Annotated in this window: 22 protein-coding genes; 1 reads left to right on the top strand and 21 read right to left on the bottom strand. The window is 70.8% G+C overall.

Translation table 11 applies throughout. The annotated features are described in order from the left end of the window. Positions 1-52: 52 nt before the first annotated feature. From ACIBJF_RS22210 to betA, 12 genes are all read right to left on the bottom strand, one after another. Positions 53-655, bottom strand: a complete 603-nt coding sequence (locus ACIBJF_RS22210; RefSeq protein ID WP_399175959.1) for a sarcosine oxidase subunit gamma — start codon at positions 653-655, stop codon at positions 53-55. Beyond that, positions 648-3902, bottom strand: a complete 3255-nt coding sequence (locus tag ACIBJF_RS22205) for a sarcosine oxidase subunit alpha family protein (RefSeq protein WP_399175957.1) — start codon at positions 3900-3902, stop codon at positions 648-650. Before ACIBJF_RS22205 ends, ACIBJF_RS22210 begins: the two co-directional genes overlap by 8 nt. Before the next feature lie 11 nt (positions 3903-3913). Next, positions 3914-5146, bottom strand: a complete 1233-nt coding sequence (locus ACIBJF_RS22200; protein ID WP_399175955.1) for a sarcosine oxidase subunit beta family protein — start codon at positions 5144-5146, stop codon at positions 3914-3916. Further along, positions 5143-6426 (bottom strand): serine hydroxymethyltransferase, encoded by a 1284-nt coding sequence (gene glyA / locus ACIBJF_RS22195; RefSeq protein WP_399175954.1) that lies wholly within the window; start codon positions 6424-6426, stop codon positions 5143-5145. The genes ACIBJF_RS22200 and glyA overlap by 4 nt, the downstream gene beginning before the upstream one ends. Then, positions 6423-7283, bottom strand: coding sequence for a bifunctional methylenetetrahydrofolate dehydrogenase/methenyltetrahydrofolate cyclohydrolase (locus ACIBJF_RS22190; protein WP_399175952.1), 861 nt, complete (start codon positions 7281-7283; stop codon positions 6423-6425). Before ACIBJF_RS22190 ends, glyA begins: the two co-directional genes overlap by 4 nt. A 22-nt stretch (positions 7284-7305) precedes the next feature. Continuing rightward, positions 7306-9744 (bottom strand): FAD-dependent oxidoreductase, encoded by a 2439-nt coding sequence (locus tag ACIBJF_RS22185; protein ID WP_399175951.1) that lies wholly within the window; start codon positions 9742-9744, stop codon positions 7306-7308. A gap of 205 nt (positions 9745-9949) precedes the next feature. Continuing rightward, positions 9950-10915, bottom strand: a complete 966-nt coding sequence (locus tag ACIBJF_RS22180) for an ABC transporter substrate-binding protein (RefSeq protein ID WP_399175950.1) — start codon at positions 10913-10915, stop codon at positions 9950-9952. A 13-nt stretch (positions 10916-10928) separates the two neighbouring features. Continuing rightward, positions 10929-12905: an ABC transporter permease gene (locus tag ACIBJF_RS22175; protein ID WP_399176043.1), complete on the bottom strand. Its 1977-nt coding sequence runs from the start codon at positions 12903-12905 to the stop codon at positions 10929-10931. Further along, complete coding sequence (locus tag ACIBJF_RS22170) at positions 12905-14008, bottom strand: glycine betaine/L-proline ABC transporter ATP-binding protein (RefSeq protein WP_399175948.1); 1104 nt, start codon at positions 14006-14008, stop codon at positions 12905-12907. The genes ACIBJF_RS22175 and ACIBJF_RS22170 overlap by 1 nt, the downstream gene beginning before the upstream one ends. Positions 14009-14027: 19 nt before the next feature. Then, the gene (locus tag ACIBJF_RS22165) at positions 14028-15497 is read right to left on the bottom strand and encodes an aldehyde dehydrogenase family protein (RefSeq protein WP_399175946.1); all 1470 of its coding nucleotides are present in this window, start codon (positions 15495-15497) and stop codon (positions 14028-14030) included. 139 nt (positions 15498-15636) lie between these two features. Continuing rightward, on the bottom strand, positions 15637-16473 hold the full coding sequence (locus ACIBJF_RS22160) for a 5,10-methylenetetrahydrofolate reductase (RefSeq protein ID WP_399175944.1): 837 nt from the start codon (positions 16471-16473) through the stop codon (positions 15637-15639). A gap of 3 nt (positions 16474-16476) precedes the next feature. After that, positions 16477-18147 carry a choline dehydrogenase gene (gene betA / locus ACIBJF_RS22155; RefSeq protein WP_399175942.1) on the bottom strand — a complete coding sequence of 557 codons (1671 nt, stop codon included), beginning with the start codon at positions 18145-18147 and terminating at the stop codon, positions 16477-16479. A 150-nt stretch (positions 18148-18297) separates the two neighbouring features. Between betA and ACIBJF_RS22150 the strand changes: the two genes are divergently transcribed. Continuing rightward, the gene (locus ACIBJF_RS22150; RefSeq protein ID WP_399175941.1) at positions 18298-19095 is read left to right on the top strand and encodes an IclR family transcriptional regulator; all 798 of its coding nucleotides are present in this window, start codon (positions 18298-18300) and stop codon (positions 19093-19095) included. Between the two features lie 88 nt (positions 19096-19183). Here ACIBJF_RS22150 and ACIBJF_RS22145 read toward each other — a convergent pair whose 3' ends face one another. The 9 genes from ACIBJF_RS22145 to ACIBJF_RS22105 form a co-directional block, all read right to left on the bottom strand. After that, positions 19184-20317, bottom strand: coding sequence for an aromatic ring-hydroxylating dioxygenase subunit alpha (locus ACIBJF_RS22145; RefSeq protein ID WP_399175939.1), 1134 nt, complete (start codon positions 20315-20317; stop codon positions 19184-19186). Between the two features lie 130 nt (positions 20318-20447). Next, positions 20448-21611 carry an NAD(P)/FAD-dependent oxidoreductase gene (locus ACIBJF_RS22140; RefSeq protein ID WP_399175938.1) on the bottom strand — a complete coding sequence of 388 codons (1164 nt, stop codon included), beginning with the start codon at positions 21609-21611 and terminating at the stop codon, positions 20448-20450. Then, positions 21608-21970: a bifunctional 3-phenylpropionate/cinnamic acid dioxygenase ferredoxin subunit gene (locus tag ACIBJF_RS22135; RefSeq protein WP_351801421.1), complete on the bottom strand. Its 363-nt coding sequence runs from the start codon at positions 21968-21970 to the stop codon at positions 21608-21610. Before ACIBJF_RS22135 ends, ACIBJF_RS22140 begins: the two co-directional genes overlap by 4 nt. A gap of 257 nt (positions 21971-22227) precedes the next feature. Then, entirely contained in the window at positions 22228-22821 is a 594-nt protein-coding gene (locus ACIBJF_RS22130) for an MBL fold metallo-hydrolase (RefSeq protein ID WP_399176041.1), read from the bottom strand. 38 nt (positions 22822-22859) lie between these two features. Then, complete coding sequence (locus tag ACIBJF_RS22125; protein WP_399175936.1) at positions 22860-23945, bottom strand: S-(hydroxymethyl)mycothiol dehydrogenase; 1086 nt, start codon at positions 23943-23945, stop codon at positions 22860-22862. Positions 23946-24157: 212 nt separating this feature from the next. After that, on the bottom strand, positions 24158-24583 hold the full coding sequence (locus tag ACIBJF_RS22120) for a CBS domain-containing protein (protein ID WP_399175934.1): 426 nt from the start codon (positions 24581-24583) through the stop codon (positions 24158-24160). 35 nt (positions 24584-24618) lie between these two features. Then, positions 24619-24921, bottom strand: coding sequence for a DUF5133 domain-containing protein (locus ACIBJF_RS22115; RefSeq protein ID WP_399175932.1), 303 nt, complete (start codon positions 24919-24921; stop codon positions 24619-24621). A 271-nt stretch (positions 24922-25192) separates the two neighbouring features. Beyond that, entirely contained in the window at positions 25193-25516 is a 324-nt protein-coding gene (locus ACIBJF_RS22110; protein ID WP_399175931.1) for a hypothetical protein, read from the bottom strand. 87 nt (positions 25517-25603) lie between these two features. Then, positions 25604-26728, bottom strand: a complete 1125-nt coding sequence (locus ACIBJF_RS22105) for a CapA family protein (RefSeq protein ID WP_399175929.1) — start codon at positions 26726-26728, stop codon at positions 25604-25606. Between the last annotated feature and the right edge of the window lie 65 nt (positions 26729-26793).

The raw sequence follows: 26793 nt of genomic DNA, 5'->3' as shown, positions 1-26793 counted from the left end.
GTTCGGGTCGGCCCGGCACCGCCGGGTCATCTCTGCCGCCCTGCCGGGCCGGTCATCTGTATTCGACGGCCGCGTCCAGCAGCCAGTCCGCCAGGTAGCTGGCGAAGGAGGAGCGCACCAGGACCCAGAAACCGGCCCTGGGTTCGTCGCGGGCCACCAGCACGACCTGGGTGCGGGCCAGCGTCGTCTGGGCGCAGCGGCCGGGGCCGAAGGCACGCGGGTGCAGGTCCAGCGAGCAGCCGTGGGCCAGCAGGTCGCGCGCGCGGGGTCCGCCGACCAGGAGGGTGGTGCGCTGGGCGGAGACGTCGGTGACGGAGACCGGTTCGTCCCCCGCCGCCGAGCGGATCCGGCTCTCCAGATCCCGCTCGGTGCCGCGCAGGCCCACCACGAGCCATTCGTCGGGGCCGAGCCACACCGCGGTCACGTCCCCCGCGTGCACGACGGTGTTGGGTTCCAGGGGCAGTTGGAGGCCCAGGGCCAGTGCGACGGCTTCCGCCGCCGGGCTCTTGGCGTCGAGGCGGACGTTCACCTGGGCCAGGAAGGGGAGTTCGGCCAGCCGGATCGCGCCCCGGGAGGAGCGGGTCGCGGCGGCCAGGCGGTGGGCGGCGTCGCCCAGGGGGCTGCGCTGCCGTGCGGTCAGGGCGGTGTCAGCCATCGCGGCGGGCTCCCTCGGGGTCGTAGAGGACGGGGCTTGCGACGGTCACCGGGACCAGCCGGTCGCCGACGGGTGCGAAGAGACGGTCGCCGATCCGGTCCCGGCCGCCCTTGATCAGGGCGAGCGCGAAGGTCCGGCCGAGTGCCGCGCTGCGGTAGCTGGAGGTGACATGACCGAGCATCGGCACGGGTGGGGCGGGCAGTTCGCGGTCGGCGACCAGGTGCGTGCCCTCCGGCAGGAAGACGGCCGGGTCCTCGGTCAGGAGCCCGACGAGGTGCTTGCGGTCGGGGCGGACGGTGTCGGCGCGGGCGTAGGAGCGCTTGCCGATGAAGTCGCGCTTCTTCTTGGAGACCGCCCAGCCCATGCCGATGTCCTGCGGGGTGACCGTGCCGTCGGTGTCCTGGCCGACGATCGGGTAGCCCTTCTCGGCACGCAGCACGTGCATGGTCTCGGTGCCGTAGGGAGTGATGCCGTACGGGGCGCCTGCCTCGTACAGCGCCTCCCACAGGGCGAGCGCGTCCCACGGCGACACGTTGATCTCGTAGGCGAGTTCGCCAGAGAAGCTGATCCGGCACACGCGCGCGTCGATGCCGGCGACGTCCGACTCCCGCCACGCCATGAACGGGAAGTCCTCGTTGGACACGGCCAGTCGGGGTGCCAGTGAGCCGAGGACCTCGCGGGACTTCGGACCGACCAGGGCCACCGTGGCCCACTGCTCGGTGACCGAGGTGCAGTGGACCCGCAGTTCCGGCCACTCGGTCTGCAGCCACTCCTCCATCCAGTCCAGGACGGCCGCCGCGTTGCCGGTCGTGGTGGTGACCAGGAACCGGTCCTGGGCGAGCCGGATGACCGTGCCGTCGTCGAAGACCATGCCGTCCAGGCGGCACATCACGCCGTAGCGGATCATGCCGACCTTCAGGGTGCTCATCATGTTGGTGTAGAGCCGGTCGAGGAAGAGCGCCGCGTCCGGGCCCTGCACATCGATCTTGCCGAGCGTGGAGGCGTCCATGAACGCCACGCCCTCGCGGGCGGCGCGGCACTCGCGCAGCACGGCGCTCTCCATGTCCTCGCCGTCCTGCGGGTAGTACCAGGGGCGCTTCCACTGGCCGACGTTCTCGAACAGCGCCCCGTGCGCCACATGCCACGCGTGCAGGGCCGTCGTGCGAACCGGGTCGCTCAGCGCGCCGCGGTCGCGCCCGGCGAGGGCGGCGAAGGAGACCGGGGTGTACGGCGGCCGGAAGGTCGGCAGGCCGAGCGCCGAGATGTCCACGCCGAGGAGCTCGGCGACCACTCCGCTCGCCAGGACGCCGGCCGTCCTGCCCTGGTCGCCCCCGGTTCCGGCGGTCGTGTAGCGCTTGGTGTGCTCCACCGAGCGCAGACCCGCCCCCGTCGCCCGCGCCAGGTCGTCGACCGTCACGTCACGCTGGAGGTCGACGAACCGGGGGGCGCCGGTGTCGGTGGGGACGGTGAAGACCTGCATGGGCGGGGTGTACGGCTGTGCGGCCGTGGCCGGGAGGGCGGGCGCCTCGGCGGTGTAGCCCTCCGCCTCGACCGCCCGGGCGCCGGCCGCCGCGCCCTGCGCGAGGACCGTGGCCAGGTCGAAGGCGCCGTTCGCGCTGCCCGCGACCTCCACCGCCTGCCGGCCGTGGTCGGGCACGAACGTGCCGAGCACGTCGTCGTGACGGAGCTTGCCGCCCGCCTGGCTGAACAGGTGCGCGACCGGGTTCCAGCCGCCGGAGACCAGCAGCAGGTCGGCGGTGAACTCCCGCTGCCCCGTGGCCTCCCGGTGTCCGGCCGGCTCTCCGTACGGGGCGACCGTCACGGCCGTGAGCCGGTCCGTGCCCTGAGTGCCGGTGACCGCGTGTCCGGCGAACACCTCGATCCCGGCGGACCGGGCGCGCTCGGCCCACTCCCCCGGCTCGGGCCGGGTGTCGACGATCGCGGCGATGTCGACGCCCGCCGCCACCAGGTCGAGCGCGGCGGCGTAGGCGCTGTCGTTGGTGGTGAACACGACCGCCTGCCGGCCCGGCAGCACGCCGTACCGGCGGAGGTACGTCCGGGCCGCGGAGGCCAGCATCACGCCGGGCCGGTCGTTGTCGCCGAACGCCAGCGAACGCTCGTGCGCGCCGGTCGCCAGTACGACGTGGCGGGCGCGGATCCGCCAGACACGCTCGCGGGAGACGTTCGCCGGGGCCTCGGCGCCGAGGTGGTTGGTGCGGCGCTCGACGGCGAGGAGGTGGTTGTCGTCGTAGTGGCCGAAGACGGTCGTGCGCCGCAGGACGCGCACCTCGGGCGCCGCTTCGAGCCGCGCGCGCGTCGCCTCGACCCAGTCGAGGTGCTCGCCGGTGCCGAGCAGGCTGCCGCCGGGTTCCGGCTGGTCGTCGGCGAGGATGACGCGGGCGCCGGTGCTCGCCGCCGCCGCTGCCGCCGCGAGGCCGGCCGGGCCCGCGCCGACGATCAGCAGGTCGCAGTGGGCGTGTACGGCGTCGTAGCGGGCGGGGTCCGGTTCGGTGGCGAGGCGTCCCTGGCCCGGGAGGCTGCTCGCGACCAGGCCGTCGTACAGCTCGACGGTAGTGGCGGGGAGCATCGGCTCGGGGAAGGGGGCCTCGATCTGGACGACCGCGTTCGGTTCCTCCACGCCGGCCGAGAAGATGCCTCGGGGGCGGCCCAGCTTGATGCTGGTGGAGGCCTGGATGACGCCGTTGGCGAGGAGGGCGGAGGCCAGGGTGTCGCCCCGGTAGCCCTGGTATGCGGTGCCGTCGAAGGTGAAGGTGAAGGGGGTGTCGCGGTCGATTCGGCCGCCGGCGGGGGTGCGGAAGGGATGGTCGCCCCCGCCGCCCCTAACCGTCCCATCCTCCAGGGGCTCTGCCCCTTCGACCCCGCCAGGGGGCTCCGCCCCCTGGACCCCCGTCGGCCCTGAACGGACCTCGTCCTCAAACGCCGGACAGGCTGGTTGCTCCGGACGGGGCTCCACCGTCTCCGGACGTGACTCCCCCACCTTGTACACGGCGAGGATCTCGTTCGTCGCCGTGTCCCGCACCGCGTTGAACCACTTGCGGCAGCCCGCCGCATGGCTCCACCGCTCGGCGAACGGGCCCTTGGGGTTGTCGCGGAAGAACAGGTACCGCGCCCACTCCTCGTCGGTGAGGGCGGCGGGGTCCTCGGGGTAGGGGACGTGGGCCTGGCCACCGTAGTGGAACTCGGCCTCGTCACGGGGCCCGCACCACGGGCAGGGGATGAGCAGCATGGTTCGGCTCCCTAGTGGGCCACCGCGGCCGCGCCGTGCTCGTCGACGAGCGCGCCGGTGGTGAAACGGTCGAGCGAGAAGGGGGCGTTCAGAGCGTGCGGGGTGTCGTGGGCGATGGTGTGGGCGTAGACCCAGCCGACACCCGGGGTGGCCTTGAAACCACCGGTCCCCCAGCCGCAGTTGAGGTAGAGGTTGCCGACCGGGCTGAGGCCGACGATGGGCGAGGCGTCCGGGCTGACGTCGACGATGCCGCCCCAGGTGCGCAGCACATGCGCGCGGGCGAAGACCGGGAAGAGCTCCAGGGCCGCCGACATCTGCTCCTCGATGATGTGGAACGCGCCGCGCTGGGTGTAGGAGTTGTAGGCGTCGATGCCCGCGCCCATCACCAGTTCGCCCTTGTGCGCCTGGCTGACGTACACGTGGACGGCGTTGGACATCACCACGGTCGGATGCACCGGCTCCAGCAGTTCGGAGACGAGCGCCTGCAACGGGTGGCTCTGGATGGGCAGTTCGATGCCCGCCATGGCCGCGAGGACCGAGGTGTGGCCGGCCGAGCACAGGGCCACCTTGCCCGCGGCGATCGGGCCGAGCGTGGTCTGTACGCCGACCACCCGGCCGCCCACCACGTCCAGCCCGGTGACCTCGCAATTCTGGATGATGTCGATGCCGGCGGCGTCCGCGGAACGGGCGAAGCCCCAGGCCACGTAGTCGTGCTTGGCGATGCCGGCGCGCGGCTGGTAGGTGCCGCCGAGGACCGGGTAGCGCACGTCGGGTGAGGTGTTGACGATCGGGCAGACCTCTTTGACCGCTTGCGCGTCGAGCCATTCCGCGTCGACGCCGTTGAGCCGGTTGGCCTCGACCCGGCGGACGCTGTCGCGCACGTCCTGCAGGCTGTGGGCGAGGTTCAGCACGCCGCGCTGGGAGAAGAGGATCGGGTAGTCCAGCTCCTCCTCCAGGCCCTCCCACAGCTTGAGTGCGTGCTCGTAGATGCCCGCGCTCTCGTCCCACAGGTAGTTGGAGCGGATGATCGTGGTGTTGCGGGCCATGTTGCCGCCCGCGAGCCAGCCCTTCTCCAGGACCGCGACGTTGGTGATGCCGTGGTTCTTCGCCAGGTAGTGGGCGGTGGCGAGGCCGTGGCCGCCGCCGCCCACGATCACCACGTCGTACGACCGCTTGGGCGCGGGGGTGCGCCAGAGCCAGTCCGGGTGGTCGGGCAGGTCGGCGCCGGGGGTGCGGGGGCTCATCGGGCGTCTCCGTCGTGCGAGAGGTGCGGGTAGAGCGGGTGCCTGGCCGCCAGCGCCTCGGTGCGGGCGCGTAGTGCGGCCACGTCCGGCTCGGGCTGGAGGGCGAGGGCGATCACGTCGGCGACCTCGGCGAAGTCGTCCTCCGTGAAGCCGCGGGTGGCGAGCGCCGGGGTGCCGATGCGCAGTCCGGAGGTGACCATGGGCGGGCGCGGGTCGAAGGGGACGGCGTTGCGGTTGACGGTGATACCGATCTCGTGCAGCAGGTCCTCTGCGTGCTTGCCGTCGAGTTCGGAGTCCCGCAGGTCGACGAGGACGAGGTGGACGTCCGTGCCGCCCGTCAGCACCTTCACCCCGGCCGCTGCCGCGTCGGGCCGGGTGAGGCGTTCGGCGAGGATGCGGGCGCCGGCCAGGGTGCGGGCCTGGCGTTCGGCGAACTCGGGCGACGCGGCGACCTTGAAGGACACCGCCTTGGCCGCGATGACGTGCTCCAGCGGGCCGCCCTGCATGCCCGGGAAGACCGCCGAGTTGATCTTCTTGGCGAGGTCGGCGTCGTTGGTCAGGATCACCCCGCCGCGGGGACCGCCGAGCGTCTTGTGCGTGGTGGTGGTGACCACGTGCGCGTGCGGGACGGGGCTCGGGTGCAGTCCGGCGGCGACCAGGCCCGCGAAGTGCGCCATGTCGACCATGAGGAGCGCACCGACCTCGTCGGCGATCCGGCGGAAGGCCGCGAAGTCCAGCTGCCTGGGATACGCCGACCAGCCCGCGATGATCATCTTGGGGCGGTGCTCCTTGGCGAGCCGTTCCACCTCGTCCATGTCGACGAGGTTGTCCGCCTCGGAGACGTGGTAGGGCACGACGTTGAGCATCTTGCCGCTGTAGTTGATGCGCATGCCGTGGGTGAGGTGGCCGCCGTGCGCGAGGTCCAGGCCGAGGACGGTGTCGCCGGGCTGGAGCAGGGCGAAGAACACGGCGGTGTTCGCCTGGGCGCCCGAGTGCGGCTGGACGTTGGCGTAGCCGGCGCCGAAGAGGGACTTGACGCGTTCGATCGCCAGCCGCTCGGTGACGTCGACGTGTTCGCAGCCGCCGTAGTAGCGGCGGCCGGGATAGCCCTCGGCGTACTTGTTGGTCGCGACCGAGCCCTGCGCCTCCATCACGGCGGTGGGCGCGAAGTTCTCGGAGGCGATCATCTCCAGGGTGGACTGCTGGCGGTGCAGCTCGGCGTGGAGGGCTTCGTGGACCTCGGGGTCCAGCTCCGCCAGGGGCGTGTTCAGCGCGTTCATACGGTGATCGCGTTCCTCTCGGCGGCCTCGACGACGTTGGCGAGCAGCATGGCTCGGGTCATGGGTCCCACTCCCCCGGGCATCGGCGCGAGCCATCCGGCGACCTCGGCGGCCTCCGGGTGGACGTCGCCGACGAGCCCGCGCTCGGTGCGGGTGATGCCGACGTCCAGGACGGCCGCGCCGGGGCGCAGCATGTCCTTGGTGATCAGTCCGGGCGAGCCGGCCGCCGCGACGACGATGTCCGCCTCGCGTACGTGCCAGGCCAGGCCCTTGGTGCCGGTGTGGCACAGGGTGACGGTGGCGTTCTCGGACCTGCGGGTGAGCAGCAGTCCGATGGGCCGTCCGACCGTGATGCCCCGGCCGACGACGCACACCCGCGCTCCGGCGAGCGGGACGTCGTGGCGGCGGAGCAGTTCGACGATGCCGCGCGGGGTGCACGGCAGGGGCGCCTCGACGCCGAGGGTGAGCCGGCCGAGGTTGACCGGGTGCAGCCCGTCGGCGTCCTTGGCGGGGTCCATGCGCTCCAGGACGGCGTTGGCGTCCAGGTGGCGGGGCAGCGGGAGCTGCACGATGTAGCCGGTGCAGGCCGGGTCGGCGTTGAGTTCGTCGATGACGTCCTCGACCTGCCGCTGGGTGGCGTCGGCGGGCAGCTCGCGGCGGAGGGAGGCGATGCCGACCTGCGCGCAGTCGCGGTGCTTGCCGGAGACGTAGGCGTGACTGCCCGGGTCGTCGCCGACGAGTACGGTGCCGAGGCCGGGAGGTCGGCCGGTCAGGGCCGTCGACTTGGCGACGCGCTCGGCGAGTTCACGGCGGATGGCGGCAGCGGTGGCCTTGCCGTCGAGAATTTGTGCGGTCACGTGCGGTGCTCCCCTCGAACGCTCAGCCGCGAAGGCGGGACATGGCCGGGTCGAACAACGGCTCCTCGGCGACGACCGCCTCGATCCGCTGGTCGAAGTAGCCGATGTGCACGGTCCTGCCGGGCTCGGCCAGTTCCGCCGGGAGCCAGGCGTAGGCGATGCCCTTGCCGATCGTGTAGCCGTACGCGGCGCTGGTGACGTAACCGACGGCCCGGTCGCCGTCGTACACCGGCTCCTTGCCCATGACGACCGCCCGCGGGTCGTCGATGGTGAGGCAGCTCAGCCTGCGCCGCACGTCGTTCTTGCGCCGCTCCAGCGCCGCCTTGCCGATGAAGTCGCCCTTGTCGAGCCTGACGGCGAAGCCGACGCCGGCCTCGTAGGGGTCGTGCTCGTAGGTCATGTCGGTGCCGAAGGAGCGGTAGCCCTTCTCCAGACGCAGGCTGTTGAAGGCGCCCCGGCCGGCGACGATGCCGCCCAGCGGCCGGGCCGCGGCCCACAGGGTGTCCCACAGCTTCAGGCCCTGGTCGGCGGTGGTGTACAGCTCCCAGCCCAGCTCGCCGACGTACGACAGCCGCATGGCGGTGACCGGTACCGAGCCGATGTAGGCCCGCTTGGCGCGGAAGTACTTCAGGCCGTCGCCCGAGAAGTCCGCGTCGGTGAGGGGCTGCAGCACCTCGCGGGCGAGCGGGCCCCACAGGCCGATGCAGCAGGTGCCGGCGGTGATGTCGCGGACCTGGACGCGGCCGTCGGCGGCCAGGTGGCGGGTGAACCAGTCGAGGTCCAGGTTGCCGTTGGCGCCGACCTGGAAGAGGTCGAGCGCGAGGCGGGCGACGGTGATGTCGCTGCGGATGCCGCCGTCGTGGTCCAGGAGCAGCGTGTACGTCACCGAGCCGACGGACTTGGCGACCTTGCCGGTGACCAGGCCCTCCAGGAAGTCGGCGGCTCCGGGGCCGCTGACCTCCAGGCGCTTGAGGGCGGTCATGTCGTAGAGGGCGACCTTCTCGCGGGTGGCCTGGGCCTCGGCGCCGACGATGGGCGACCAGTAGCGGGCGGCCCAGTCGTTGGGGGTGGGGATGTCGCGGCCCTCGACCAGCGAGGCGTTGGCCTCGTACCACTGGGGGCGCTCCCAGCCGTTCGCCTCCAGGAAGAACGCGCCGTGTTCCTGCTGGCGGGCGTAGAAGGGGCTGGTGCGGATCGGGCGCGGCTTCCCGGCCGGCTGGAGGGGGTGGAGGATGTCGTAGACCTCGACGAAGTTCTGGCAGTCGCGGGCCAGGACGTACTCCGGGGAGAGCTGGTGCGGCTCGAAGCGGTTGACGTCGCACTCGTGCAGGTCGAAGGAGGAGCAGTAGCCGTCGACCAGCCACTCGGCGACGGCCCGGCCGACGCCCGCGGAGTGGGTGACCCACACGGCCTCGGCGACCCAGAAGCCCTTGACGTCCGGGGACTCGCCGAGCAGCGGGTAGCCGTCGGTGGTGAAGGAGAACAGGCCGTTGATGCCCTCCTCGACCTTCGCCTCCTTGGTCGCCGGGAGCAGGGACTGGGTCTCGGTCCAGGCGTCCTCGAAGTCCTCCTCGGTGAACTTCAGCACCGAGGGCATCTCCTCGGCCTCGTCCACGGAGAGGATGTCGCCGGCGCAGACCGGCATGGGGCGGTGGCCGTAGTAGCCGATGCCGAGGCCGTCGAAGCGGTCGCGGTAGTAGAGGTCGGCGTCCTGGTGGCGCAGGATCGGGCGGACCGCCTCCTCGGTCTGGCCGGCGAGGGCGGGGACCGGGCCGGTCCAGGCGAGCTGGTGGGCGAGCGGGGTGAGCGGCAGGTTCATGCCGACCATGCGGGCGATCTTCGGTCCCCAGATGCCGGCACAGCACACGACGATGTCGGCTTCGATCTCGCCCTGGTCGGTCACCACGCCGGTGACGCGGCCCTCGCTCTGCCGGACGTCGAGGACTTCGTGCCGGGCGAGGAAGCGCACGCCGCGTTCGGTGGCCCGGCGGATCTGCGCCTCGACGGCCAGGACGGCCTTGGCGAGGCCGTCGGTGGGGACCAGGAGGCCGCCGAGGACCTTGTCGCGGTCGACCAGCGGGTGCTTCTCCACGCACTCGTCCGGGGTCAGCAGGCGCGCCTCGATGCCCCAGGCGCTGATCCAGCCGTGCCGCCGCCGGAGTTCGGCGAGACGCTCCGGGCTGGTCGCCACCTCGAGGCCGCCGACCTGGAGGAAGCAGGGCTTGCCGTCCACCTCCAGGGAGCAGAACTTCTCGACCGTGTACCGGGCCAGCTCCGTCATGGTCTTCGAGGCGTTCGTCTGGAAGACCAGGCCCGGCGCGTGCGAGCTGGAGCCCCCGGTGGCCGGGAGGGGGCCCTGGTCGACGACGGTCACCTCGGTCCAGCCGCGTGCGGAGATCTCGTCCGCCAGGGCGGCTCCCACGACGCCCGCTCCGATGATGACCACTCGGGGTCCCGCCATCGCCCAACCTCCGAACTTGAGACCGGTTCAGTTGCTTGTTGCGCAACTTGATTCAGGTTGCGCAACTCAATGTGCCTGGCGCCATGGAGGGTGTCAAGGGGTCGGTGACGTCGGAAAACGGCCCGGAACACGGCGACGCCCGGCGGGCGGTACGCACGGGTGCGCACCGCCCGCCGGGCGTCCTCGGCCGACCTTTTCCGACGTGCTACTTCAGCCAGGCGTCGACCTTGTCGCGGTTGGCCTCGACCCACTTCTTGGCCGCCGCGTCGTCCGACATCTTGTCCACCGCGATGTACTTGGCCACGGTGTTCTGGTCGTCGTTCGTCCAGTGGAAGTTCTTCACCAGCTTGTAGGCCGGGCTGCCCGACTTGGCGAACTGCGCACTGACGATCTTGTCCAGGTCGTAGACGGGATAGTCGCAGGCGATCTTCGCCGCGTCGGCGTCGCAGCCCTTGGTGTAGGTGGGCAGGTTGACCTTCACCAGCGGCACTTCCGACAGGAACCACTGCGGTTCGTAGAAGTAGCCGATCATCCACTGCTTGTTCTTCTCGGCGGTGCGGAAGGCCTGGATGAGCGCGGTCTCACTGCCCGCGTACACCACCTTGAAGTCCAGCTTCAGGTTCTTGACCAGGGCGGCGTCGTTGGTGACGTACGACGGGTCGCCGTCGAGCAGCTGGCCCTTGCCGCCCGACTCGGAGGTCTTGAAGTTGGCGGCGTACTTGTTCAGGTTCTTCCAGTCGGTGATGTCCGGGTGGGCCTTGGCCAGCCACGGCGGCACGAACCAGCCGATGACGCCCTTGTTCCCGGTGGAGCCGGCCTCGACGGCGGTCTTCTGGTCGGTGATGTACTTCTTCCTCAGATCGTCGTGGCCCCAGTTCTCCAGGACGGCGTCGACCTCACCGGTCCCGAAGCCCTGCCAGGCGATCTCCTCCTTCAGATCCTTCTTGTTGACCGTACAGCCGAGGTCGTGCTGCGCCACGTACGCGACGACCGCCGCGTCCGCCTCGTAGCCGACCCACGGGTTGACGGCCAGGTTGAAGGTGCCGCACTTGCCGCCCGAGGACTTCGAGCCGGCCGAGGTGCTGTCGCCGACCTTGGCCCCCGAGCAGGCCGTGAGGGTGAGACCGAGGACGGCCAGGCCGGCCGCGCCGGCTCGCCAGTGTCTTGCCATGGTGTCGTGCTCCTTATGCCCTGGTGCGTCGCGCCGCAGCCTGAGTGATCCGGTCGAACATGACTCCGAGCAGTACGATGGCGAGCCCCGCCGCCAGCCCCTTTCCGTACAGCTCTCCCTGCGAGAATCCGGCCACGACGTCGTAGCCGAGGGCGCCTGCCCCTACCAGGCCGCCCACCACAACCATCGACAGCACGTAGATCAGGCCCTGGTTGGTCGCCAGAGTCAGGGCACTGCGTGCCATCGGCAGTTGGACCTTGGTGATGATCTGCCAGGTGTTGCACCCGGCGGAGGTGGCCGCCTCCACGGTGGACTCGGACACGTTCCGCACACCGTCCGCGATGATCTTGATCGCCACGGGCGCCGCGTACACGACGGCCGCGACGATCGCGGTGAACCGGGTGGCGCCGAAGAGCGCCAGGAACGGCACCAGATAGACGAACGGCGGCATGACCTGCGCGGCGTCCAGGCTGGGCCGCACTATCCGGTCCACGAGCCCGCTGCGCCCCATCCACACACCGAAGACGACGCCGAACAGCATCACCAGCACTGTTGCCACGGCGGTCGAGGCGAGGGTCGTCATGCTGTCCGACCACAGCCCGGTGCCGACGAGCAGCCCGACGCACACGGCGGCCGTCACCGCGGCGAGCCGGCCGCCGAGGACCGCGCCCAGCGCGACCAGGGTGATGCCGACGAGCCACCACGGGGAGTCCGTGAGCAGTGTCTGGAACGGGTTCAGCAGACCGTTGGTGATGACGTCCCGGATGCCGTTGGTCAGTCCCGAGAGGTGGTCCTGCAACCAGGTGGTCGTCGAGTCGGCCGCGCTCGCGATGTGGCTGCCGGTGCTGCCGTTGCCGGGGAACTCGGCCGCCCAGACGTAGGTGTGCGACAGATAGACCAGGACGGCCGCCGCGATCCCGCCCGCCACCAGCAGCGGACGGCGCCACTTCCTCAGGCGGTCACCGCTGCGCCGGGCCGCGTCGGCGCGTGCGGCCGCCGCGGTGGTGACCCGGTCGAGCACGATGGCCATGACGACGATGGCCAGGCCGGCGTTGAAGGCCGTACCGACGTCGAGCGACTGCAGGGCCTGTACGACGGTCTTGCCGAGGCCGGGCGCGTCGATCAGGGCGGCGATGGTCACCATGGCCAGGGCGGCCATGATGGTCTGGTTGACGCCCATGACCACGGTGCGCTTCGACATCGGCAGCAGCACCTTCAGCAGTTGCTGCGACCGTGTGGTGCCGAGCGAGTCGGCGGCCTCGACGGTGGTCTCGGGCACCGAGCGGATGGCGTGCGCGGTGATGCGGATGGCGGGCGGTGCCGCGTAGATCACCGTGGTGATCACGGCGGAGGCTCCGCCGATGAGGAAGATCAGGGTCAGCGGGGCGAGGTAGACGAACGTCGGCATCGTCTGCATGAAGTCCAGGAAGGGCGTCATGATCCGGTTGAACCGGTCGGAGAGACCGGCCCACACGCCCAGCGGGATGCCGATGAGCAGGGCCACGAGGACCGCCGACAGGGTCAGCGCGAGGGTGTCCATGCTCTCCTGCCACAGGCCCTGCAGCCCGAAGAAGGTGAAGCCCGCGACCGCCAGCAGCGCGACCCGCCAGTTGCCCACGGCCCAGGAGACATAGCCGGTGAGTCCGACGACGCCGAGCCAGCCGATCTGCGGGACCGGGCGACTGCCGGTGGGCTGGGAGATCAGCGACTGGACGAAGGTCACCAGGTTGTCGATGACCAGCCGGATCTCGTTGAAGAAGTACAGGAAGAGCGGGTTGGAGTTCCGGTTGGCCCCGATGCTGTCGTTGAGGTCGTTCAGCCGGCGGTGCAGACCGGTGAGGTCGGCCGCCGCGAGGGTCAGCGTCTGCCGGCCGCGCAGCACGGCGAAGAGCACCAGCCAGGCGAGCAGGATCGCCGCCACCACCATGGGACGGCTGACCTTCTGACGTATCGTCGCGACCGGTGCGGTCGCATCGGCGGCTACGGCCATCACGCACCGCCTTCCTGACCGGCTGCCTGCCCGGCGACGACGGAGAGGATCTCCTCGTCGCCGACGATGCCGAGCAGCTTGCCGTCCTCGACGACCTTGACCGGCTTGTGGGCGGCCAGCACGGTGCGGGTGGCCTCGCGCACCACGACGTCCGGTCCCAACTCGGGCCCGTCGAGGGCGTCGTCGGGTTCGGCGGGGCGCATGATCCAGCGCAGGGTGAGGACGTCGCCGCGCGGCACGTCCTTGACGAAGTCGCGTACGTAGTCGTCGGCGGGGGCACCGACGAGTTCGTCTCCGGTGCCGCACTGGACCATCTTGCCGTCGCGCATGATCAGGATGCGGTCGCCGAGCTTCAGGGCCTCGGAGAGGTCGTGGGTGATGAACACCATGGTCTTGCCGACCTCGTGGTGCAGGCGGATGACCTCGCTCTGCATGTCGCGGCGGATCAGCGGATCGAGCGCGGAGAACGGCTCGTCGAAGAAGAGGACGTCGGGGTCGCCGGCGAGGGCGCGGGCCAGGCCGACGCGCTGCTGCATACCGCCGGAGAGCTGGTCGGGGTAGGAGTTCTCGTATCCGGCCAGGCCCACCAGTTCGACGACCTCCAGGGCCTTCCTGGTGCGCTCGGCCCTGCCCATGCCGCGGATCTCCAGGCCGAACGCCACGTTGTCGACGACCTTGCGGTGCGGCAGCAGACCGAAGTGCTGGAAGACCATGGAGAACTTGCTGCGCCGCAGTTCGCGCAGCCGGCGGGCGTCGGCGCCCCGGATGTCCTCGCCCTCGAAGACGACTTCTCCGGCGGTGGGTTCGATCAGCCGGGTCAGACATCGCACCAGGGTGGACTTGCCGGAGCCGGACAGGCCCATGACGACGAAGACCTCGCCGGGCGACACCTCGAAGTCGACGTCGCGTACGGCGGCGGTGCATCCGGTGCGGTCCATGAGCTCGCGGCGGCTGAGTCCGCACAACTCCTCGGAGCCCGGCACCTCGTCGGCCTTCGGCCCGAACACCTTCCACAGCCGGCGCACGGAGATGACCGGGGTGCGGTCCTTGGGATCCTGGGACGTGTCGCGCCGCTGCGACACCTCGGTCTGTGCTGGGGTCATGATCGACCTCTTTCGGCGTTCAGCCGCGGAACCAGTGTTGCGGCCGGGGTTGGATGTTCTGCCAGACGTGCTTGGGCTCTCGGTACTCGTCGAGGCCGGTCGGTCCCAGCTCACGGCCCACGCCGGAGTGCCCGAAACCGCCCCATTCCGCTTGCGGCACATAGGGGTGGTAGTCGTTGATCCACACGGTGCCGTGGCGCAGCCCGCGGGCCACGCGCTGGGCCTTTCCCGCGTCCTGCGTCCAGACGGCTCCGGCGAGGCCGTACTCGGTGTCGTTGGCGATGCGGACGGCGTCGTCCTCGTCGTGGAAGCGCTCGACGGTGAGCACGGGTCCGAAGGACTCCTCGTGCACCACGCGCATGTCCTGCCGGCACTCGTCGAGGACGGTGGGCGGGTAGTAGAAGCCGCCTTCGAGCGCGGGGTCGTCGGGGCGTGCGCCGCCGCAGCGCAGTACGGCGCCCTCGGCGAGTCCCGCGGCGACGTACGCCTCGACCTTCTCGCGGTGCTGCGCGGAGATCAGCGGACCGGTCTCGGCGTCGGGGTCGAAGGGTCCGCCGAGGCGGATGAGCCGGGCCCGCCGTACGACCTCGTCGACGAAGGCGTCGTGGATCGAGTCCTCGACGATCAGCCGGGCGCCGGCCGAGCAGACCTGCCCGGAGTGCAGGAACACGGCGGTGAGCGCGAAGTCGACGGCGGTGGCGAAGTCGGCGTCGGCGAAGACCACGTTCGGGTTCTTGCCGCCGAGTTCCAGCGCGACCTTCTTCACCGTCGCGGCGGCGGTGGCCATGATGTGCCGCCCGGTCTGCAGACCTCCGGTGAACGACACCATGTCCACGGCCGGATGCTCGGCGAGCGGTGCGCCCGCCTCGGCTCCGGCGCCCAGCACCAGATTGGCGGCGCCGGCCGGGAGTCCCGCCTCCTGAAGGGCCTTCATCAGCAGGACGGAGGTGGAGGGCGTCAGCTCGCTGGGCTTGAGGACGACGGTGTTGCCCGCGAGAAGGGCCGGGGCGACCTTCCAACTGGCTTGCAGCAGCGGGTAGTTCCAGGGGGTGATCAGTCCGCAGACGCCGACGGGCTCGTAGGTGACCCGGCTGAGGGCGTCGTCGCGGCCGGTGTCGACCACCCGTCCTGCGCTGGTGCCGGCGATGCCGCCGTAGTACCGGAAGCAGGAGACGACGTCGGCGATGTCGTACTCGCTCTCGACCAGCCGCTTGCCGGTGTCGAGGGATTCGGCGCGGGCGAACTCCTTGGCGTCCCGCTCGATGATGTCCGCGGTGCGCAGCAGCAGGGCGCCGCGCTCCCGTTCGGGGGTGCGGGGCCAGGGGCCCTCGTCGAAGGCGCGCCGGGCGGCGGCGATCGCCGCCTCGGTGTCGGGGCGGGTCGCCTCCGCGACCGTGGCGACCAGCGTGCCGTCCGCCGGACAGCGGATCTCCCGGTGGCCGCCGGCCACCGCGCCGCGCCATTCTCCGTCCACATACAGATCTGCCACGGCCGTGCCCTTCGGATCAATTCGTTGCGCATCGTGCATTGAATTGCTTGTGGTGGAACACCCTGGCCGAATCGGCCGAGACCCGTCAAGGGGTCGGTGTATCTCGATTTGGCCGCCGCCGCGCCGCTCCCCGCGCGCGTCAGCCGCCCAGCCGGTCCAGTGCCGCACGGCGCCAGCGCTCCGTCTCGGCGATCTGGTTGAAGGTGAAGAGGTGCAGACCGGCCACCGCGGCCGCGGGCCCGGAGAACGCCTCCGCCGAGCGGCTGAGCAGCCGCTCGGGAGCGTAGCCGCCGGGTGCCGCGAACCGCAGGAACCAGGAGGGGTGCCGGGTGAGGAAGCGTGTCGACTCCCCCACCCCGATCTTCGTCGCCATGGCCAGCAGCTTCGCCCGCTGCACGGGTCCGGCGACGCCCACGTACACGGGCAGGGTGACGTCACGGCGCCGGATCCTGGCGATCCAGTCGCCGAGCACGCGCGCATCGAAGCACAGGTTGCTGACGATGTACGTGGCGTGCGCCCGCTTGTCCCACATCGACTGGATGGTGATGTCGTCGTGGATGAGCGGATGGCTCTCCGGATAGCCCGTGATGCCCAGGTCGGCGAAGGGACTGCCCAGGTCGCTCAGCCCGCGCAGCACCGGCAGCGCCCCGTCGTACGGGCCGGCCGGCGGATCGGCGTCACCGGCCGGCACGAAGACGTCGTCGACGCCTGCCGCGCGCAGCCGCTCGGCCACGTCCTTCAGGTGGGTGTCGTCCCGCAGCAGCCGTGCGGGCACATGGGGGACGACGCGGTAACCGTGCGCCGCGAGCCGCTCGGTGAGGCCGAGCGTCGGCTCCAGCCCCTTGACCGGCGACGCCGTGACCGTGACCACGACGTCGCGGGGCACATGGGCGAGGACCTTCCCCTCGGTCGCCTTCGCGGGCAGCACCTCGTAGCGGACGCGGCCGAGCAGCGCGCGCAGGACCTCGGCGCCCATGGCTCACCCGGCCTGCTTCTGGGCGTCGCGATGCCGGTAGTACGCGGCCTTGGAGGGCTCCAGCGGCTCCTTGCCGAGGATGAGGTCGGCCGCCTTCTCGGCGACCATCATCACCGGCGCGTAGATGTTGCCGTTGGTGACGTACGGCATCACCGAGGCGTCCACCACCCGCAGCCCGTCCAGTCCGTGCACCCGCAGGGACAGCGGGTCGACGACGGACATCTCGTCGGTGCCCATCTTGCAGGTGCACGAGGGGTGCAGAGCGGTCTCGCCCTCCTTGGCGACCCAGGCGAGGATCTCCTCGTCGGTCTCGACGGAGGGTCCGGGCGAGATCTCGCCGTCGTTGTACGGGGCGAGGGCGGGCTGGTTGAGGATCCTGCGCGCGACGCGGATCGCCTCGACCCACTCGCGGCGATCCTGCTCGGTGGAGAGGTAGTTGAAGCGCAGCGCGGGCTTGACCCGCGAATCCCTGCTCTTGATCTTCACCGATCCGATGGCATCCGAGTACATGGGCCCGACGTGCACCTGGTACCCGTGGCCGCCGGCCGGCGAGGAGCCGTCGTAGCGCACGGCGACCGGCAGGAAGTGGAACATCAGGTTGGGGTAGTCCACGTCCTCGTTGCTCCGGGCGAAGCCGCCCGCCTCGAAGTGGTTGGTGGCCGCGGGACCCTTGCGGAACAGCCACTGCAGCCCGATGAAGGGGGCGCGCCACTTCGCCATGTACGGCTGCATGGAAACGGGCTGCTTGCAGCCGTACTGGACGTACACCTCCAGGTGGTCCTGCATGTTCTCGCCGACGCCCGGCAGATCGTGGACGACGTCGATGCCGAGGGCGGACAGTTCGGCGGCGTTGCCGACGCCGGAGAGCTGCAGCAGCTGCGGGGAGTTGATCGCGCCGCCGCACAGGATGACCTCGCCGGCGCGGACCTGCTGGGGCGCCCCCTTGCCGCGCCGGTACTCCACACCGACGGCCCGCTTGCCCTCGAAGAGCACCCGGGTGACGAGGGCACGTGTCTTCACCGTGAGGTTCGGCCGCTTCATCGCGGGCTTGAGGTACGCCTTCGAGGCCGACAGCCGGCGCCCGCGGTGGACGTTGCGGTCGAACTTGGCGAATCCTTCCTGCCGGAAGCCGTTGACGTCATCCGTCGGCACGTAGCCCGCCTCCTGCGTGGCCTTGAGGAAGGCGGTGAAGAGCGGGTTGGTCGCGGGACCGCGTTCGAGGACGAGGGGGCCGTCATGGCCGCGGAACTCGTCGTCCGGGTCGGCCGCGAGGCAGTTCTCCATCCGGCGGAAGTACGGCAGGCAGTGGGCGTAGTCCCAGGTCTCCATGCCGGGATCGGCCGCCCAGCGCTCGTAGTCCATGGGGTTGCCGCGCTGGAAGATCATGCCGTTGATGCTGCTGGAGCCGCCGAGCACCTTGCCGCGGGCGTGGTAGATGCGCCGGCCGCCCATGTGCAGCTCGGGCTCGGACTCGTACTTCCAGTCGTAGAAGCGGCTGCCGATGGGGTAGGTCAGCGCCGCGGGCATGTGGATGAAGACGTCCCAGGGGTAGTCGGAGCGGCCGGCCTCCAGGACGAGTACCCGGTTGCCGGGGTCGGCCGAGAGCCGGTTCGCCAGTGCGCTGCCGGCTGACCCACCGCCGACGATGACGAAGTCGTACTGCAAGGGAGCCATGGTGCCTCGTCTCGCTCGGGCCGCTGATGTGCGGGCATGCTAGTACGGGTATCGCTATACGCACTAGGTTGCGGACGGCGCAACTTGTAAGATCTTTGTTCACACTGCGTTGCTTGCATGTGTGTTGTTTACTGCGCGTATAGTTCCGCTATGAGCAACTACAGTCCGGATACCGAAACAAACGGATCACCACCCGGCGGGGTGCAGTCAGTCGACCGCGCCATCAGCGTGCTGGAGATCCTGGCCCAGCGCGGCGAGGCGGGCGTGAGTGAGGTGGCCGCCGAGATCGATGTGCACAAGTCGACCGCGTTCCGGCTGCTCGGGGCGCTGGAGGCGCGCGGTCTGGTGGAGCAGGCGACCGAGCGCGGCAAGTACCGGCTCGGCTTCGGCATCGTACGCCTGGCGGGCGCCGTCACGGGACGCATCGACATCACCCAGCAGGGACGTCCGGTGTGCGAGCGCCTCGCCGAGGAGATCGGCGAGACGGTCAACATCGCCGTGATGCAGGAGCGCTACGCGATCAATCTCTACCAGGTGCGCGGCCAGTCCGCCGTCACCGCCCACAACTGGGTCGGCCAGCTGACCCCGCTGCACGCCACCTCCAGCGGCAAGATCATGCTGGCCCACCTGCCGGCCGGGGAACGCGCGGCGCTGCTGACCGAGACCGGCCTGAAGAAGCTGACCCCGCACACCATCTCCGCGAAGGCGAAGCTGGAGAAGAACCTCGCCGAGGCCCGGGAGCGCGGTTACGCCTGGACGCTGGAGGAGCTGGAGATCGGGCTGCACGCCATGGCCGCCCCGATCCGCGACCGGGAGGGCCAGGTCATCGCGTCCATCAGCGCCTCCGGCCCCTCCTACCGGTTCACCGAGGAGCGCATGCACGAGCTGGCTCCGGTGCTGGTCAAGGGCGCGGAGGAGATCAGCCACCGGATGGGGTACCTCGGCTGAGCGCCCCGAGCACCACCGCCGTACGGCCCGCGTACGCCCCCCGCGCGGGCCACGGGCGCTCCTCCGGCACGACACAACCGCCCCCGCGTCACTCCGGCCGCAGCGTGCCGAGACGCTCGTTCACCCAGTCGTGGAAGGCACCGATGTGGTGCTCACTGGGCACCAGCACCCCGCCCTTGGCGTACAGCCGTGAGCTCATCCCCGGCTGAGTGCGTTCGCAGGCGTCGAAGTCCTGGCGGTTGACCCGGTCGAAGAGCTCCACGGACCGGCTGACGTCCTTGCCGCTCTCCACGACGTGCGGAAGGTAGAGCCAGTCGCACTCGACGACCGTGCGGTCGACGGCCACCGGGTACATCCGGTGGAAGATCACGTGGTCGGGCACGAGGTTGACGAACACCTGCGGCTTGACGGTGATCGCGTAGTACCGGCGGTCCTGCTCCTCGGACACCCCCGGAATGCGGTCCAGGCCCTCGGAGCCGTCGACGGTGAAGCCCTGGACGTCCGCGCCGAACTCGGCGCCGTGGCCGACGTAGTACTGGGCGGCGTAGCCGTCGGCGAACTCGGGCAGCACCTCGGTGAGTTCGGGGTGGATCGTGGCGCAGTGGTAGCACTCCATGAAGTTCTCGATGATGAGCTTCCAGTTCGCCTTGACGTCGTACACGATCCGCCTGCCCACCGACAGGTTCTCGATGCCGTAGCGCTCGATCGACTCCACGTCGCCGAGGCGTTCGACGACCGCGCCCATGACGTCCTCCTCGAAGGAGGGCGGGTTCTCCGCCAGACAGACCCAGACATAGCCGAGCCACTCGCGCACGGCCACGCTCACCAGGCCGTACTCGGTGCGGCCGACATCGGGCATCTTGGTCAGGTTGGGCGCCGCGACGAGCTTGCCGTTCAGGTCGTAGGTCCAGGCGTGGTACGGGCACTGGAAGGCCCGCTTGACCTCGCCCGTCTCCTCGGTGCAGAGCTTGGCTCCGCGGTGCCGGCAGACGTTGAAGTAGGCGCGGATCGCGTTGTCCCGGGCCCGGGTGACGAGGATGCTCTCGCGACCCACGTCCACGGTGCGGAAGGCACCCGGCTTGGCCAGGTCGGACGAACGCGCGACGCAGAACCACATCGCCTCGAAGATGCGCTCCTGTTCCTGGGCGAAGATGCCGGGATCGGTGTAGGCGGAGCCGGGGAGAGTGGCGATCAGGCTGTCCGGCAGGCTGGTCGAGGTCACGGTGCACTCCTCGGGAGACGTCGTGGGTCGGTAGGTCACGCGCCGGGAAGAGCAACTTCGGGCGGCGTTGTGTATGGAGCAACACTGCGTTTCATGTGCAACGCACAATGAGTTGCCGCAGGGGGTGGTGTCAAGATGCGGCGGAGGCGAACTGCTTGCGCCGGCGGGTGAACAGCCGCGGCTGGTTCATGCCGAGCACGGCGACCGGCCGATCGCCCCTGCGGTAGACGGCCAGAAAACTGCGGTCGTCGGTCGAGCCCTCCTCGACCGTCACGCTGTCGGCCCCGGCGGCGTGGCCGACGAACTGGATCTTCACGCCGTACTGATCGGACCAGAAGTACGGCGGCCGGGGCGCAGCCGGCTCGGTCGCACCGTGGGCGAGCAGCACGGCGACGGCGGCGTCCGGGCGTTCCAGCGCGCCGGTCCAGTGCTCGACCCTGCGGTGGGCCCCGGTGTACGGGTCGTACCAGTTGGCGCAGTCGCCCACGGCGACCACCCCGGCGACGCTCGTGCGGCCGTCGGCGCCGCACTTCACACCGTTGTCGAGTGCGACGCCGGAGCCCTCCAGCCACTCGACACAGGGGCGCGCCCCCACGCCGACGACGACGGTGTCGGCGGGGATGCTGCGGCCGTCCTCCAGGAGCACCGCGTCGACCCGGCGCTCCCCGCTCAGCCCCTTGACCCCCACGCCGCACAGCAGCCGTACGCCGTGATCCGCGTGGAGGGCGGAGACGACCTTGCCCATGGCCTCGCCGAGCGGCCCGGCCAGCGGTGTCGCGGCCGCTTCGACGACGGTCACGTCGAGACCGAGGGCGTACGCCGTGGAGGCGACCTCGGCGCCGACGAACCCGCCGCCGATCACCACGAGCCGTCCGCCCCGGGCCAGGTCGTCCCTCAGGGCGCGGGCGTCGTCGAGCGTGCGCAGCACATGGACGCCCGCGAGGCCCTCGGTGCCGGGCAGGGTGCGGGCGGCGGCGCCGGTCGCGATGACCACGCCGTCGGCACGTATCTCGCGGCCGTCGGCGAGCCGGATCGCCCGCTCGGTGCGGTCGAGTCCGGTGGCGCGGGCGCCGAGCACCCACTCCGCCCGGAGCTCCTCGTCGTCCCTCTCCAGTGCCAGTTCCGCTTCGCCGATGGCACCGGCCAGGAACTCCTTGGACAACGGCGGCCTGTCGTACGGGCGGTGGAGCTCGTCGCCGACGACGACCAGCCGGCCGTCGTACCCCCGCTTCCGCAGCGAGCGCGCGGCCGAGAGTCCGGCCAGCGAGGCGCCCACCACGGCGACGGTCCTCACGCGGGGCCTCCGGCCAGGCGGGCGGCGACGCACGGCGGCAGGTTGGGCGCCTCGGTGGACAGCCGCACGTAGACCATGCCGTCCTCGACGACGACCTCATGGGTGCGGACCGGGAGCTTGGCCGGCGGTGCGTCCACGGCTCCGGTCCTCAGGTCGAACTTGGAGGCGTGCAGGGGACATTCCACCTCACAGCCTTCCAGCCAGCCGTCGGCGAGCGACGCGTCCTGGTGGGTGCAGGTGTCGTCGATGGCGAAGAGTTCGCCGTCATCGGTGTGGAACACCGAGACCGGCGGGTCGATGTCGAGCCGGTGGGCCTCGCCTCGCGGGAGATCCGCGAGTCGGCACGCGGGAATCATCATGACACCTCGGTGCGTATAGCGAAACGGATTGCGATTAGCGCAACGTCAGTCTGCGGGCCGCTCTGAAGCGTTGTCAAGGCGTCGAAAGGGCCCTTTGCGCGGTGTCCGGCGACCGGTTTCCGGGCATGCCGGAGCGACCTCGAACGCGCAGGTCAGCAGGCAGATCAGGGGTGGTGGCACAGGTGCGACGACGGCCCTGCCGCCGGTGCCGTCCACGTCGGTCCGTCACCGGGGCAGGGCCGCTGTTCGCCGGGCGGTCAGAAGCCGCGCTCTATCCACTCCTGAAGATGCGGCGCCTCGGCGCCGATGGTCGTGGTGTCACCGTGGCCGGTGTGCACGACGGTGTCCTCCGGCAGGGCGAGGAGGCGTTCCCTGATCGACCGGATGATGGTCGGGAAGTCGCTGTACGACCGTCCCGTGGCCCCCGGCCCGCCCGCGAACAGCGTGTCGCCGCTGAACAGCGCCGACAGGTGCGGGGCGTAGAGGCAGACGGCGCCCGGGGCATGTCCCGGGGTGTGCAGTACGGCCAGCTCGACCCCGGCGACCGTGAGGCGCTGCCCGTCGGTCAGTTCGCCGTCGGGCGCCCGGTCGGGATGGGTCTGTTTCCACAGCGGCAGATCGCCGGCGTGCAGCAGGACCGGGGCGCCGGTCCGGGCGGCGAGGTCGGGTGCGGCGTCGATGTGGTCGTTGTGCGCGTGGGTGCACACGATCGCCCGCAGGGTGCGACCGCCGAGGGCCCGGGCGATGGCCTCGGCGTCATGGGCGGCGTCGATCACGACCGCCTCCGTGTCGTCGCCCACGATCCACACGTTGTTGTCGACGTCCCAGGTGCCGCCGTCCAGTGAGAACATCCCCGACGTGACGAGACGTTCGATGCGGGCGCCCGCCGTCACAGCAGCACCACCGAACGCAGCACGTCGCCGCCGTGCATCCGCTCGAAGGCCTTCTCGACCTCGTCCAGCGCGATGGTCTCGGTGACGAAGGCGTCCAGGTCGAGGCGGCCCTGCAGGTAGAGGTCGATGAGCATCGGGAAGTCACGGGAGGGCAGACAGTCCCCGTACCAGGAGGACTTGAGGGCGCCGCCGCGGCCGAAGACGTCCAGCAGGGGCAGTTCGAGCTTCATCTCGGGCGTGGGGACGCCGACGAGGACGACGGTGCCGGCGAGGTCGCGGGCGTAGAAGGCCTGCTGGTACGTCTCCGGGCGGCCGACGGCCTCGATGACGACGTCGGCGCCGAAGCCGCCGGTCAGCTCGCGCACCGCGTCGACCGCGTCGGCTTCCTTGGAGTTCACCGTGTGGGTGGCGCCCAGCTTCCTCGCGGTGTCCAGCTTGCGGTCGTCGATGTCCACGGCGATGATCCTCGCCGCGCCCGCCAGCTTGGATCCGACGACCGCCGCGGCTCCCACACCGCCGCACCCGATCACGGCGACGCTGTCCCCGCGACCGACGTTGCCGGTGTTGATGGCCGCGCCGATGCCGGCCATCACGCCGCAGCCGAGCAGCCCGGCGGCGGCGGCCGAGGCGGCCCGGTCCACCTTGGTGCACTGGCCGGCCGCGACGAGCGTCTTCTCGGCGAAGGCGCCGATGCCCAGCGCCGGCGAGAGCTCCGTACCGTCGGCCAGGGTCATCTTCTGCTTCGCGTTGTGCGTGTTGAAGCAGTACCAGGGGCGGCCGCGCAGACAGGCCCGGCACTGACCGCACACCGCACGCCAGTTGAGGATCACGAAGTCACCGGGAGCCACGTCGGTGACCCCCGCACCGACCGCCTCGACCACACCGGCGGCCTCATGCCCCAGCAGGAAGGGGAAGTCGTCGCTGATACCGCCCTCGCGGTAGTGCAGATCGGTGTGGCAGACCCCGCAGGCCTCTATCTTGACCAGCGCCTCGCCGGGGCCGGGGTCGGGAACGACGATGGTTTCCAGGCTGACAGGGGCGCCCTTGCTCCGCGCGACGACACCCCGGACCTGCTGAGACATGGCCACTCCTCGGCTCACAGAGGATCAAGGTGTTGCCTATTACGGCACACCTCTCACGTTTCGCAACACAGCATCGCGGAGGCCGAAGCAGCGGTCAAGGATCCGTCAGCCGTCAAAGGTTTCGCCGACGTCTCGGCCGGCCGACTCCTGGGACAGGAGCCGGCGTGCGCGGCCGAGTCGCCGGCGACGGGGTGCTTGAGTCTCTTGCGCGATCAGGCGGGGGCGTACACCCGGTGGACGAACTCCGCGAGCTGGTCGTCGGTGAGATGCCGGGCGATGTCGGTCTCGCTGATCATCCCGACCATGCGCTTGTTCTCGACCACCGGGAGGCGCTTGATCTGGTGGCCCTCCATCTCCCGCAGGGCCTCCCTGATGTCGGCAGCGGCATCGATCCAGCGCGGCGTGCCCTCGCACAGGTCACCGCACGTCATCCGCGCCGGGTCGCGGCCTGCGGCGATGCACTTCACCACGATGTCGCGGTCGGTGATGATGCCGCACATGCGGTCACCGTTGTCGGGGTCGCTGACCGGAAGCGCGCCCACCTCGTGGTCCCGCATCATCTGCGCGGCCCGGTCCAGCGTCTCGTGCCGGGGTATCCACTGGGCGCCCGGGCTCATGATGTCCTTGGCAGTCGTCATCGCTCGTCCCTTCACGGCGGTGCCCGTGCGAGCAGTCAGCCCGCCCGGGAGTCCTCGGTCGTCGGAGTGGAGCGACGCGACCGCCGGCCGACGGAGGCCGCCCGTATCCGCCCGTTCCGCTCCCTCAGGTAAGTGACCAGGTCGGTGCACAGGTAGCGGCGGGCGGCGGCGGCCGCCTCCCGCGGGTTGCGCTCACCCATCAGCACGCACAGCGTGTAGCCCGAGTCCTCGAAGGCGGCACGCGACGTGAGATCGGCGGGTGCCGCGACTGTGGCGCGCTCGCACACCCGGTAGCGTCGCAGCAGGCGGCGTACTTCGGATTTCGCCGGTAGGAGCATGGTGAGTTCACCATCCCAGGGGCTCGGCGGACTTCCGGTAATGGCGCCGATGCCGCGGCGCACGACCACATCCCTTGCCCGAACAAGGCCTTCAGCCATCGTGCCCGAGGCACGTGGCGCTGTCCTGTTGGCCTTTCAATCGGCGCACGGCGAACCGTGGAAGGCTGCGGAACCTCGGCGCGACCCCGCAAAGGGCCACGAAAGCCTCGGTGCCGCCTGCGCAGAGGGCCGAGGCGCTTCGCTGCGCCCCGCGCCGCACGATCCCCGGCAGTCAGGCCCGCGCCCCCGGTCCCGTCGGCCCGGTCATCCCGCCCAGCGTGGTGTCCCGCGTTCTGCGCCCCCACGGATCCCTGTGGCGGCGGTGACGGTGCCGACGGGTGCCGCCCGCGGTCGTCATCGCCAGACCCAGGCAGAAGACGAGCGCCAGCGCGAGGCCCGAGCCGAACAGCGCGAGGCCGTTCATCGTGGCGATGTGGTGGTCGAGGACGGAAACGGTGTACGCGGGCCCGCCGGACAGGTTGCCGACGACCGCCAGGGCCGTGAAGGCACCCGAGCCCGCGAGCAGGAGCAGTCCGAGGAACAGCATCCGAGTCATCTCCTCAGGAAACGTCTGCCCGCCTCGGGTACCCGCGACTCTCCGGCTGATCCTCACTGCACCGCGTGACGTCCGGCGCCCCGTGCATCACCGGTCCGCGCCCGCAAACCCCGCCACGACACTGAGCGTGCCGTCGGCCTCCATGCCGATGTGCAGGCCGTGGCAGATCCGGTCGAGGGTCGAGCGCAGCCACGCGCGGTCCCGCTCCTCGGCGGGCTCCAGCCGCATCCGCCGCGCCTGCCAGGGGACCATCCGCACGCCGGTCGGGCGCCCGGTGTCCGCCTCCACCGAGACGAAGTAGCCGAGCCGGAGGTCGTCGCGGTACTCCTCGTAGCCCGAGATGCCCTCGTAGTCGTCGATGAAGTCGCCGCAGCCGTAGAGGATCAACCGGTCTCGGTACACCTCGACGGGACGGGGGTGGTGCGAGGAGTGCCCGTGGACGATGTCCACGCCGCCGTCGACCAGGGCGCGGGCGAAACGGGTCTGCTCGCGGGGGACGAGATAGCCCCAGTTGGAGCCCCAGTGCACCGACACGACCACGATGTCACCCGGTCGCTTGTCCCGCCGCACCTGATGGACGGCCGCCTCGGCCACCGCCGCCGACGGCTCGCGGGCGTAGGCGACGCCGGAACGGTCCGTGGTCGCGGCCCAGTCGGGCGGAATACCGCTGGACCGTGTCCCGAGGGCGAAGACCAGGATCCGGCGGCCGGGACCGACAGGGACCGCCGCGGGCGCGCAGGCCTCGTCGGCGTCGCGCCCCGCGCCCACGGCCCGCAGGCCCGCACCGGCGAGCGAGTCCAGGGTTTCCTCCAGGCCCGGCCGGCCGAAGTCCAGCACGTGGTTGTTGGCCAGGACGCACACATCGGGCCGGGCCACCGTCAGGGCCAGCAGGTTGGCCGGGTGCATCCGGTAGTGCACCGCCTTGCCCGGCGCGAACGCGTCGCTGCGCGTGACCGACGTCTCCAGATTCACGATCCGCACATCCGGCGCGACCTCCTCCAGCAGTCGCAGCGCCTCGCCCCACGGCCAGGCCGGATCGACCGGTGCCGGGATCGGACCGCTGACCGCCTCGACCAGTTCCACGTACGTCCGGGCATCCGTGACGTAACCCTCGCGCAGCTCCGGGTTTCCGGGGTGCGGGAGGATCTGGTCGACGCCGCGGCCGAGCATCACGTCACCGCACAGAAACAGCGTCACCACACCGCCGCTCATACACCCACCCTAGGCGGCGTCTCCCTGCCATGGCCCGTCCGGCATCCGTGTGAACAGGCAGCACA

Source organism: Streptomyces sp. NPDC050743, from assembly GCF_044456925.1.
GTDB lineage: Bacteria > Actinomycetota > Actinomycetes > Streptomycetales > Streptomycetaceae > Streptomyces.
The sequence above is the reverse complement of the archived record's forward strand: the minus strand, read 5'-3'. Positions and strand labels throughout refer to the sequence as shown.

Coding starts and splice junctions, on each gene's coding strand:
- ACIBJF_RS22180 (WP_399175950.1), bottom strand. CDS start 10,915: ATGGCAAGACACTGGCGAGCCGGCGCGGCCGGCCTGGCCGTCCTCGGT.
- ACIBJF_RS22115 (WP_399175932.1), bottom strand. CDS start 24,921: ATGCTCCTACCGGCGAAATCCGAAGTACGCCGCCTGCTGCGACGCTAC.
- ACIBJF_RS22170 (WP_399175948.1), bottom strand. CDS start 14,008: ATGACCCCAGCACAGACCGAGGTGTCGCAGCGGCGCGACACGTCCCAG.
- ACIBJF_RS22160 (WP_399175944.1), bottom strand. CDS start 16,473: ATGGGCGCCGAGGTCCTGCGCGCGCTGCTCGGCCGCGTCCGCTACGAG.
- ACIBJF_RS22200 (WP_399175955.1), bottom strand. CDS start 5,146: ATGAGCCCCCGCACCCCCGGCGCCGACCTGCCCGACCACCCGGACTGG.
- ACIBJF_RS22125 (WP_399175936.1), bottom strand. CDS start 23,945: ATGTCTCAGCAGGTCCGGGGTGTCGTCGCGCGGAGCAAGGGCGCCCCT.
- ACIBJF_RS22120 (WP_399175934.1), bottom strand. CDS start 24,583: ATGACGACTGCCAAGGACATCATGAGCCCGGGCGCCCAGTGGATACCC.
- betA (WP_399175942.1), bottom strand. CDS start 18,147: ATGGCTCCCTTGCAGTACGACTTCGTCATCGTCGGCGGTGGGTCAGCC.
- ACIBJF_RS22175 (WP_399176043.1), bottom strand. CDS start 12,905: ATGGCCGTAGCCGCCGATGCGACCGCACCGGTCGCGACGATACGTCAG.
- ACIBJF_RS22110 (WP_399175931.1), bottom strand. CDS start 25,516: ATGACTCGGATGCTGTTCCTCGGACTGCTCCTGCTCGCGGGCTCGGGT.
- ACIBJF_RS22205 (WP_399175957.1), bottom strand. CDS start 3,902: ATGCTGCTCATCCCCTGCCCGTGGTGCGGGCCCCGTGACGAGGCCGAG.
- ACIBJF_RS22150 (WP_399175941.1), top strand. CDS start 18,298: ATGAGCAACTACAGTCCGGATACCGAAACAAACGGATCACCACCCGGC.
- ACIBJF_RS22105 (WP_399175929.1), bottom strand. CDS start 26,728: ATGAGCGGCGGTGTGGTGACGCTGTTTCTGTGCGGTGACGTGATGCTC.
- ACIBJF_RS22130 (WP_399176041.1), bottom strand. CDS start 22,821: ATGTTCTCACTGGACGGCGGCACCTGGGACGTCGACAACAACGTGTGG.
- glyA (WP_399175954.1), bottom strand. CDS start 6,426: ATGAACGCGCTGAACACGCCCCTGGCGGAGCTGGACCCCGAGGTCCAC.
- ACIBJF_RS22135 (WP_351801421.1), bottom strand. CDS start 21,970: ATGATGATTCCCGCGTGCCGACTCGCGGATCTCCCGCGAGGCGAGGCC.
- ACIBJF_RS22210 (WP_399175959.1), bottom strand. CDS start 655: ATGGCTGACACCGCCCTGACCGCACGGCAGCGCAGCCCCCTGGGCGAC.
- ACIBJF_RS22185 (WP_399175951.1), bottom strand. CDS start 9,744: ATGGCGGGACCCCGAGTGGTCATCATCGGAGCGGGCGTCGTGGGAGCC.